The following is a 9,345-nucleotide window of genomic DNA, read 5'->3' as shown; positions in this document are numbered from 1 at the left end:
GGCCATCGGGCCGGCTCCTATTCGGGGCAGGAAGGCGACAGCTTACCCTATTTTGTAAACACCCTCTTAGCGGCCGCCTGCTCAGCCAAGCTCTTGAGTTCACCGCTGGCATGGAGCTCCAACGTGATGTCGCAGCCGCCAACCAACTCACCGTCGATATAGATCTGCGGAAAGGTCGGCCAGTCGGCATAACGCGGCAGGTTTTCGTAGATCTCGGGATCCTGCAGCACGTTGATATAGGCGAACGGCACACCGCACTCCTGGAGCGCGGCGGACGCGCGCATCGAAAAGCCGCATTGAGGAAACTGCGGCGTCCCCTTCATATAGATCACGACCGGGTTGTTCTTGACCTGATCGTCAATGCGTTCCAACACGTCCATCGCTAACCTCGTCTTGAATGGATAACCGAGCTTGGCGTGAAAGTCGGGACGCGACGGAACATTTCAAGCCAACGCTACCTCGCCCCGTCGACATGACGCTGCAGCCAGAGCTCCAGCAAGGCCAGATGCCACAACTTGCTGCCCTGAATCCGGGTGTGGTGCATATCGGGCGCGGCGAGCAACTGGTCGACATACTCGCGTCGATAGAGACCGCGCTCGCGGCAGGCGCGCGAGTCGAGCGTGTCACGCATGAGTTCGAGGAACGCGCCGCGCACGTATTTGAGCGCAGGCATGGGGAAATAGCCCTTGGGACGATCGATCACGGCGTCCGGAAGCAGACCCCGAGCGAGCGCCTTGAGCGGATACTTGCCGCCATCGCGCAGTTTGAGTTCCGGCGGACAGCGCGCGGCCAGCTCGACCAACTGATGGTCCAGGAAGGGAACGCGTGCCTCCAAACCCCAGGCCATCGTCATATTGTCGACCCGCTTGACCGGATCGTCGACGATCAGTGTGGTGACATCCAGGCGTAGAACCGCATCCATGAAGGTCTCGGCTCCGGCCTCGTCGAGGCGCTGGGCGACCAGCGCCGAGGTGTAGTCGGCTCCGCCGTAGGGATCCGCCACCATCCGCAGATATTCGTCGTGATCGCGATCGAAATAGTGCTTGCCGAACCGCTCCAAGGGCGAACCGCTGCGTTCGGCCTGCATCCGTGGATACCAGAAATAGCCCCCGAAGACCTCGTCGGCACCCTGACCGGACTGCACCACCTTGATCTCGCGCGACACCTGCTCGGAGAGCAGATAGAAGGCGACGGCGTCCTGACCGAACATGGGTTCGGCCATGGCGTCGATCGCCTCGGGAAGACGCATCAGCACCTGATCGTTGGGGACCAGGAACTTGTGGTGCTTGGTCCCATAGCGCTCGACCACCAGATCGGAGTATTGGAACTCGCTTCCGGCCTCCTCCGGGGTGTCCTCGAATCCGACCGAAAAGGTGTGCAGATCCGACACGCCGGCCTCGACCAGCAAGGCCACCAGCAGGCTTGAATCCAGCCCCCCCGACAGCAGAACACCGACAGGCACGTCGGCAACCTCGCTGCGAATCTTCACGGCATGCCGCAGCGCGGCATGGATCGAGTCCATCCACTCGGACTCGCTCAGCGGCGAGTCGGGGCGGGTGGCCTCCAGTCGCCAGTAGGTGCCCTCGGTCAACTGGCCCTTGGCGTCGATGCGCAGCCAATGACCGGGAGACAACTTGCGAATGCCGTTGAGGACGGTGCGCGGCGCGGGGACCACGGCATGCAAGGTGAACAGATGATGGAGCGCGACCGGATCGAGGCTGGTATCGACACCGCCAGCCGCGAGCAGTGCCTGTGGACTGGAGGCAAACCGGAGAACTCCGCCCTGATGCGTCCAGTACAGCGGCTTGATACCGAAACGGTCCCGCGCCAGGAAGAGCGACCGCTGGCCTGCATCCCAGATGGCGAAAGCGAACATGCCGTGCAGGCGCTGCAACGCATCCGGCCCCCAGGCATGCCAGGCCTTGAGGATGACCTCGCTGTCGCCATCGGAAAAGAAGTGATATCCCAACCCCTTCAGCTCGGCGCGCAAATCGCGGTAGTTGTAGATGGTGCCGTTGAAGACCAGGGCGAGCCCCAGCTCGGCATCCACCATCGGCTGATTGGAGCGAATCGAGAGATCGATGATGGAGAGCCGCCGATGGCCGAAGGCGAGCGCCCCGTCGCTGTAACTGCCGCCATGATCGGGCCCCCGACGCACCAGGGCGTCCATCATGGACTGGACGCCCCTCAGCTCGGCCGGGGCGCCGTCGAGACGCAACTCACCGCAAATGCCACACACAGACAATACCTCCCAACGAGCCAGCCATCCCGGCCCGCGCAGCCTGTCGAGACCGATCGCTCGACACTATATTCAGATGCTTTCGACTCATTCCGGAGCGCCCCAGCCACCCCCGCCAGGCGTCTCGACACAGATCAGATCGCCGGATTCGACACCAAGGCTGACCTTCGAGGCAAGCGACTGTCCGTTGAGCCGATTGTGTCCCTTGGACCCGGATCGACCGCCAGCGATCCCCCAAGGGGCGAATCGACGCCGTTCGGTCAACAGGGTCACCTGAGTAGGGGCGAGAAAGCGAAAGGCGCGGATCAGCCCATCGCCGCCAGGGCGAGCACCCAGCCCACCGGATCCGGCGCGCAAACCATAGTGCTCGACTCGGAGTGGGAAACGGGATTCGAGCACTTCGACCGGGGTATTGAGCGTATTGGTCATATGCGTCTGTACTCCGCTCCAACCGCCGCCTTGCGCCCCTGCGCCCATACCGCCGCCGATCGTCTCATAGTAATCCCAAGCCCCCTTCGGATCCGCGCACCCCATGGCCAGATTGTTCATACTGCCATGACTCGCGGCCGGAATCGCCTCGGGCAGTGCCTGGGCCAGCGCCCCCATCACCACGTCGACCACACGCGAGCTGGTCTCGACGTTCCCGGCGGCAACTGCGGCGGGACGCGCGGCATTGAGGAAACAGCCCTGAGGAACCGTCAGTCGAATGGGGCCGAAACTTCCCGCGCAGGCCGGCGTCTGCCGGGGCATCAGACAGCGGAAGACATACAGCACGGCGGCGGCGGTCACTGCCAACGGACAGTTGATATTGCCCTCGACCTGCGGGGCCGTCCCGCTGAAATCGAGCGACACCTCGCCGTCCGAAACCTGCATCGACAGCCGGATGAGAATCTCGACCCCTCCTTGCCCGTCGTCGTCCATCCAATCCTCGAAACGATAGACCCCGTCAGGAATCGCAGTCAGCGCACTGCGGGCAAGTCGCTCGCCATAGCGGTTCAGCTCGCCGAGAATCGCCGCATACCCGGACTCGCCCAGCTCCGAGACCAAGACACCCAATCGACTCAGTCCGACACGATTGGCGCTCAACTGAGCCAGAAAATCGCCCCGAGCATCCTCGGGGTTGCGCGTGGCTCCGAGAATACGATCGAGCACCTCGGCATCGATTTCTCCAGCACGCACCAGACGGGTGGGAGCAAGAATCAACCCTTCATCCTCCAGCCGACGCGAAACCGGCATGGAGCCCGGAGACGCCGCACCGATATCGGCATGATGGGCGCGATTGGCGACGAAGGCGATCAACCGCCCATCCAAGAACAGTGGCGCAATCAGGGTCACGTCCGGCAGATGGGTTCCACCCAGAAAGGGGTCGTTCAAGACCAGCATGTCGCCATCGGCCCAATCGACGGCGGCGACGATCTCGGCCATCGCATGGGCCATGCTGCCCAGATGGACAGGGATGTGCGCCGCCTGCGCACTCAGCCGACCTTCCCGATCGAAAATCGCGCAGGAGAAATCGAGACGATCCCGGATGTTGGGCGAGAAGGCCGCTTGACGCAGCACCGCGCCCATCTCATCGCATACCGCATCCAAGCGGCTGGCAAACAAGGCAAGTTCGATCGGGTTCACTGGCATGCGGAAATCCTTGATCTCAAAGGGTATGCGATGGTTGGGGCCTCGTGGAGGACGATACGGCGATCTTGCAAAACGCTATTCGCGCCCGCATGGTGCGGGCTGCTTTCACCAGGCTGCGGACCGCACCGACGCTTGAGATGCGGGTGAACGCTCCAATGTTCTCCCCTATCGATTGCTACTCTGCGAGCGCACCTGAACATCAACCAACCATCATTAAAGATTGGAGAAAACATCATGGCGCACGAACTACCGGCACTTCCCTACGAAAAGAACGCCTTGGAGCCCGTCATCTCGGCCGAGACCATCGAGTACCACTACGGCAAGCATCACCAGACCTATGTCACCAAACTGAACGACCTGATCGCCGGGACCGAATTCGAGACCATGAGCCTGACGGATATCATCATGAAATCCTCGGGCGGACTCTTCAACAACGCGGCGCAGGTCTGGAACCACAGCTTCTACTGGAAGTGTCTCAGCCCGAACGGCGGCGGTGCGCCGGGCGGAGCCCTGGCCTCGGCCATCGACGCCAAGTTCGGTTCCTTCGATGAGTTCAAAAAGCAGTTCTCACAATCCGCCGCGACCAACTTCGGCTCCGGCTGGACCTGGCTGGTCAAGAACGCGGACGGCTCGATCGAGATCTTCAACACCGCCAACGCCGGCACTCCGATGACCGAGGGTAAGACGGCGCTGCTTACGGTCGATGTCTGGGAGCACGCCTACTACATCGATTATCGCAATGCGCGACCGAAGTATCTGGAAAGCATCTGGAACAAGATCGACTGGTCCTTCGTCGAGGCAAACTTCTCGGAAAAATAAAATTTGTGGACGAATAAAGGGTTTATGGCGCTCATGCCTTGTCTGAACTAGACGCTTAGCGTTATATTTTCGCACTTCGCCTTACGACAAAGGCGGTTTCCCTTGCGGAGGAACCGCCTTTTTTATTTCTTATTGCTGTTTGATTGGGGCCCCGACGCCATGAGCGAACCCTTGATGGCCACCTACAAACGCCTGCCTGTCACCTTTGAGCGCGGTGAGGGAGTCTGGCTCTGGGATACTGACGGGAAGCGTTACCTCGACGCACTCTCGGGTATCGCCGTATGCGGCTTGGGCCACGCCCACCCCGCCGTGCGCCAGGCCATCTGCGAGCAGGCGGGCCAGTTGATCCATACCTCGAACCTGTACGGGATCGCCGAACAGGAGCGCCTCGGCGCCCTGCTGACCGAGCGCGCGGGGATGGATCGCGTCTTCTTCTCCAACTCGGGAGCGGAGGCGAATGAGGCGGCCATCAAGCTCGCAAGGCTGCATGCCCACCGGCGCGGCATCGAGAATCCCGCGATCCTGGTCGCCGAGCACAGCTTTCACGGCCGCACGCTCGCGACCCTGTCGGCGACCGGCAACCGCAAGGTTCAGGCAGGGTTCGAACCGCTGGTCCAAGGATTCGTGCGGGTCCCCTACGACGATATTGAGGCGATCGAGACCGCCTCGGCCAATCGGCAGAACATCGTCGCCATCCTGATCGAGCCCATTCAGGGCGAGGGCGGGATCAATATCCCCGCCGACGACTATCTACCTAAACTCCGGGCCATCTGCGATCGCGAAGGCTGGTTGCTGATTCTCGACGAGATCCAGACCGGAATGGGGCGAACCGGCAAGCTGTTCGCGCACCAGCACAGCGGCATCCAACCCGATGTCATAACGCTCGCCAAGGGGCTCGGCAACGGTGTCCCCATCGGCGCCTGCCTGGCGCATGGCCCAGCAGCCGAGGTCCTGACACCAGGCTCGCACGGCTCGACCTTCGGCGGAAATCCGTTGGTCTGCCGGGTCGGACGTACCGTCCTGGAAGCGATCGAGTCCGAGAACTTGATCGACAACGCGGCGCTCCAAGGCGACTATCTGCTGACCGCCTTCCAAGAGGCGCTGGGGCAAACCAAGGGCGTAAAGGCGATACGTGGATGCGGGCTCATGCTCGGCATCGAGCTGGATCGACCCTGCGCGGAGCTGGTATCGAAGGCGCTCTCCACCGGACTGTTGATCAACGTCACAGCCGAACGCGTCATTCGTTTGCTCCCGCCCCTGATTTTGCAACAGGCCGAGGCCAACCAACTCGTTCAGACACTGACCGAACTGGTTCGCGACTTTCTGACCGAGTCCTGAGGATGGACGCAGCGAAGAGCACGAATTCCATGGACGTCCAGCCCAATTCCTGTCGCCACTTCCTGAGCCTGCTCGATGTCAGCGCAGACGAGGCGCGCGCGCTCATCGCGCGCGCCATCGAACTCAAGCAGATGCTGAAAGCCGGGCAGGTGTACGCCCCCTTCCAACGTCGCACCCTGGCGATGATCTTCGAGAAGTCCTCGACCCGAACCCGCGTCTCCTTCGAGACTGGAATGGCCCAGCTCGGCGGACACGCACTCTTCCTGTCCCCGCGCGACACCCAGCTCGGTCGAGGAGAACCGATCGAGGACAGCGCACGCGTCATCTCAAGCATGGTCGATGCCGTCATGATTCGGACCTTCGACCCGGAGACGGTCGAGCGCTTCGCCGCCCACTCTCGGGTCCCCGTCATCAACGGCCTGACCGATCGGCTCCACCCCTGCCAGCTGCTCGCGGACATGCAGACCTATTTCGAGCACCGGGGCGATATTCGCGGGCGCCGCGTCGCCTGGATCGGCGATGGGAACAACATGTGCAACTCATTCATTGAGGCCGCGCAGTTGTTCGACTTCGAGCTCATGGTTGCCTGCCCGGAAGGCTTCGAGCCAAGCGCCGACATCCTCGCTGCGGCGGGGGATCGTATCACCATCGTCCGTGAACCCGAGGCCGCCGCAGAGGGCGCCCACCTGATTTCGACCGACGTCTGGGCCAGCATGGGCCAGGAAGAGGAACAGGCACGCCGCCAAAAGGCCTTCGCGACCTATCAGGTCAATGACAGCGTCATGGCGCGCGCAGCCAAGGATGCCCTCTTCCTGCATTGCCTGCCTGCACATCGCGGCGAGGAAGTGACTGCGTCGGTCATCGATGGTCCTCAATCGGTCGTCTGGGACGAGGCCGAAAACCGTCTCCATGCCCAAAAGGCGCTATTGGAATTTCTGCTACTCGCAAACTCCTGACGCCAGGGGCTCACTATCCATTCGTGACGCCCCGACACACCGCCTCACCTCGGTCGACCGACTTAGCCGCGCGCATTTCGCTTGCTCACCGGATCCCTGCGTCCGATCATGCAGCCTATTCTCCTCTAGCCACCTCATTCGCGCGCCACGCGGTGGCGCACCCGACGTTGCCAATCAGGGCAATGTCGCCCACAGCCACGGCCAGAGCCGTACTCGACTCTCGCGCCGCGCGTATACTTCAATCCTATTGAATCGAGTAAGAAAGGTCCCTTTTCATGCCCCAATACCGCTCTCGCACCACGACTCACGGCCGCAACATGGCAGGCGCGCGCGCCCTTTGGCGTGCGACCGGAATGACGGATGCAGATTTCGACAAGCCCATCATCGCGGTCGTGAATTCCTTCACCCAGTTCGTCCCCGGACATGTTCACCTGAAGGACCTCGGCCAACTGGTCGCGCGCGAGATCGAGGCTGCGGGCGGCGTCGCGAAAGAATTCAACACCATCGCCATCGATGACGGTATCGCTATGGGGCATGAGGGAATGCTCTATTCGCTGCCCTCGCGCGAGATCATTGCCGACTCGGTGGAATACATGGTAAACGCGCACTGCGCGGATGCCATGGTCTGCATCTCCAACTGCGACAAGATCACCCCCGGGATGCTGATGGCCTCGCTCCGGCTCAACATCCCCACGGTCTTCGTCTCCGGCGGCCCAATGGAGGCCGGCAAGGTCCTGAGCCCTGACGGGGAAAAACATCTCGACCTGATCGACGCCATGATCGCCGCCGCCAATCCGAATGAAACCGACGATTCTGTGGCGCAACTCGAACGCTCGGCCTGCCCCACCTGCGGCTCCTGCTCGGGCATGTTCACCGCCAACTCGATGAACTGTCTTACCGAGGCGCTCGGACTGAGTCTACCGGGCAATGGCTCGCTGCTGGCGACCCATGCGGCGCGTAAGGATCTGTTCCTGGAGGCCGGGCGCCTGATCGTCGCGCTGGCCAAGCGCTATTACGAGGAGGATGACGCTAGCGTTCTGCCGCGCGCGATCGCCACCTTCGAGGCCTTCGAGAACGCCATGAGCCTGGATATCGCCATGGGCGGATCCACCAATACGGTGCTCCACCTGCTCGCTGCCGCGCGTGAGGGCGAGGTGCCCTTCACCATGGCCGATATCGACCGACTCAGCCGCAAGGTGCCGAATCTGTGCAAGGTCGCCCCGGCCACCCAGAAATACCATATGGAGGACGTGCATCGTGCCGGCGGCGTCATCGGCATCCTCGGTGAGTTGGACCGCGCCGGGCTCATTCGTCGAGAGTGCGGGAGCGTGCATAGCCCCTCGATCGGTGCGGCTATCGACGCATGGGATATCGCGCGAACCGATTCCAAAAGCGCCAAGGAACGCTTTCTTGCCGGTCCCGGAGGCGTTCCGACTCAAGAGGCTTTCAGCCAGAACGCCCAATGGAAAACGGCAGATCTCGACCGTACATCCGGCTGCATCCGTGATTTGGAGCATGCCTACAGCCGCGACGGCGGTCTCGCCGTGCTCTTCGGCAACCTGGCCGAGGATGGCTGTATCGTGAAGACGGCCGGCGTGGACGCCGAGATCCTCACCTTCGCCGGCCCGGCACGCATCTGCGAGAGCCAGGAGGCGGCGGTCAACGCCATTCTCTCGGACCGGATTCAGCCTGGCGATGTCGTACTCATCCGCTACGAAGGCCCCAAGGGCGGACCGGGCATGCAGGAAATGCTCTATCCGACCAGCTATCTCAAATCCAAGGGGCTGGGCAAACAGTGCGCGCTCATCACGGACGGACGCTTCTCCGGCGGCACATCCGGCCTTTCCATTGGGCACGCCTCGCCCGAAGCAGCCCAAGGCGGCACCATCGGGCTTGTCGAGGAAGGCGATCGCATCGAGATCGACATCCCGAACCGGCGCATCCATCTCGCCATCTCCGACGAGGTGATCGCCGAGCGCCGGGCGGCAATGGAGGCCAAAGGAAAGGACGCATGGCAGCCGCTACAACGCCAGCGCACCGTTTCATCCGCGCTCAAGGCCTATGCGGCACTGACGACCAGCGCAGCACATGGAGCCGTTCGCGATATCTCTCAGCTTCAGTAACACTGCTGCTCAGTGATCGTAAGATCGATCCCTGAGCACAAGGCCCGAAAAGCCGTGTCGTCGACACGGCTTTTTTACGTACGTATCGCAGATACGGAGCGAGAGGGCGTCGTTTGCACCCGAGCGGTTTCGTTTTTCTCGCGCGCAAAGAAAAAACCCCTTCGCTCCGGAGGAGGAAGGGGTTTCGGGATAAGGCCCTGGCGGTGACCTACTTTCGCATGGGGAAGCCCCACACTAA

General features: G+C 62.1%; 7 protein-coding genes. 4 read left to right on the top strand and 3 right to left on the bottom strand.

Translation table 11 applies throughout. The features are described from left to right. Positions 1-47: 47 nt before the first annotated feature. From grxD to ACFSJC_RS11950, 3 genes are all read right to left on the bottom strand, one after another. Positions 48-380: a Grx4 family monothiol glutaredoxin gene (grxD, locus tag ACFSJC_RS11960; RefSeq protein ID WP_386026932.1), complete on the bottom strand. Its 333-nt coding sequence runs from the start codon at positions 378-380 to the stop codon at positions 48-50. A 74-nt stretch (positions 381-454) separates the two neighbouring features. Further along, positions 455-2,239 (bottom strand): N-acetylglutaminylglutamine amidotransferase, encoded by a 1,785-nt coding sequence (locus ACFSJC_RS11955; protein ID WP_386026929.1) that lies wholly within the window; start codon positions 2,237-2,239, stop codon positions 455-457. Positions 2,240-2,326: 87 nt separating this feature from the next. Beyond that, positions 2,327-3,871 (bottom strand): hydantoinase B/oxoprolinase family protein, encoded by a 1,545-nt coding sequence (locus ACFSJC_RS11950; protein ID WP_386026927.1) that lies wholly within the window; start codon positions 3,869-3,871, stop codon positions 2,327-2,329. A 234-nt stretch (positions 3,872-4,105) separates the two neighbouring features. Here ACFSJC_RS11950 and ACFSJC_RS11945 point away from each other — a divergent pair, with 234 nt between their 5' ends. The 4 genes from ACFSJC_RS11945 (at position 4,106) to ilvD (ending at position 9,107) form a co-directional block, all read left to right on the top strand. Continuing rightward, positions 4,106-4,690 (top strand): superoxide dismutase, encoded by a 585-nt coding sequence (locus tag ACFSJC_RS11945; protein ID WP_386026925.1) that lies wholly within the window; start codon positions 4,106-4,108, stop codon positions 4,688-4,690. Between the two features lie 159 nt (positions 4,691-4,849). Further along, positions 4,850-6,028 (top strand): aspartate aminotransferase family protein, encoded by a 1,179-nt coding sequence (locus ACFSJC_RS11940; protein ID WP_386026922.1) that lies wholly within the window; start codon positions 4,850-4,852, stop codon positions 6,026-6,028. A 2-nt stretch (positions 6,029-6,030) separates the two neighbouring features. Beyond that, the gene (gene argF / locus ACFSJC_RS11935; protein WP_386026920.1) at positions 6,031-6,984 is read left to right on the top strand and encodes an ornithine carbamoyltransferase; all 954 of its coding nucleotides are present in this window, start codon (positions 6,031-6,033) and stop codon (positions 6,982-6,984) included. A gap of 275 nt (positions 6,985-7,259) precedes the next feature. Next, positions 7,260-9,107 (top strand): dihydroxy-acid dehydratase, encoded by a 1,848-nt coding sequence (gene ilvD / locus ACFSJC_RS11930; RefSeq protein ID WP_386026918.1) that lies wholly within the window; start codon positions 7,260-7,262, stop codon positions 9,105-9,107. Positions 9,108-9,345: the final 238 nt, after the last annotated feature.

The sequence above is a fragment of the Thiorhodococcus fuscus genome (genome assembly GCF_042682685.1).
GTDB classification, from domain to species: Bacteria; Pseudomonadota; Gammaproteobacteria; order Chromatiales; family Chromatiaceae; genus Imhoffiella; species Imhoffiella fuscus.
Note: the sequence above shows the minus strand (reverse complement) of the source record. Positions and strands in the feature narration are given on the sequence as shown.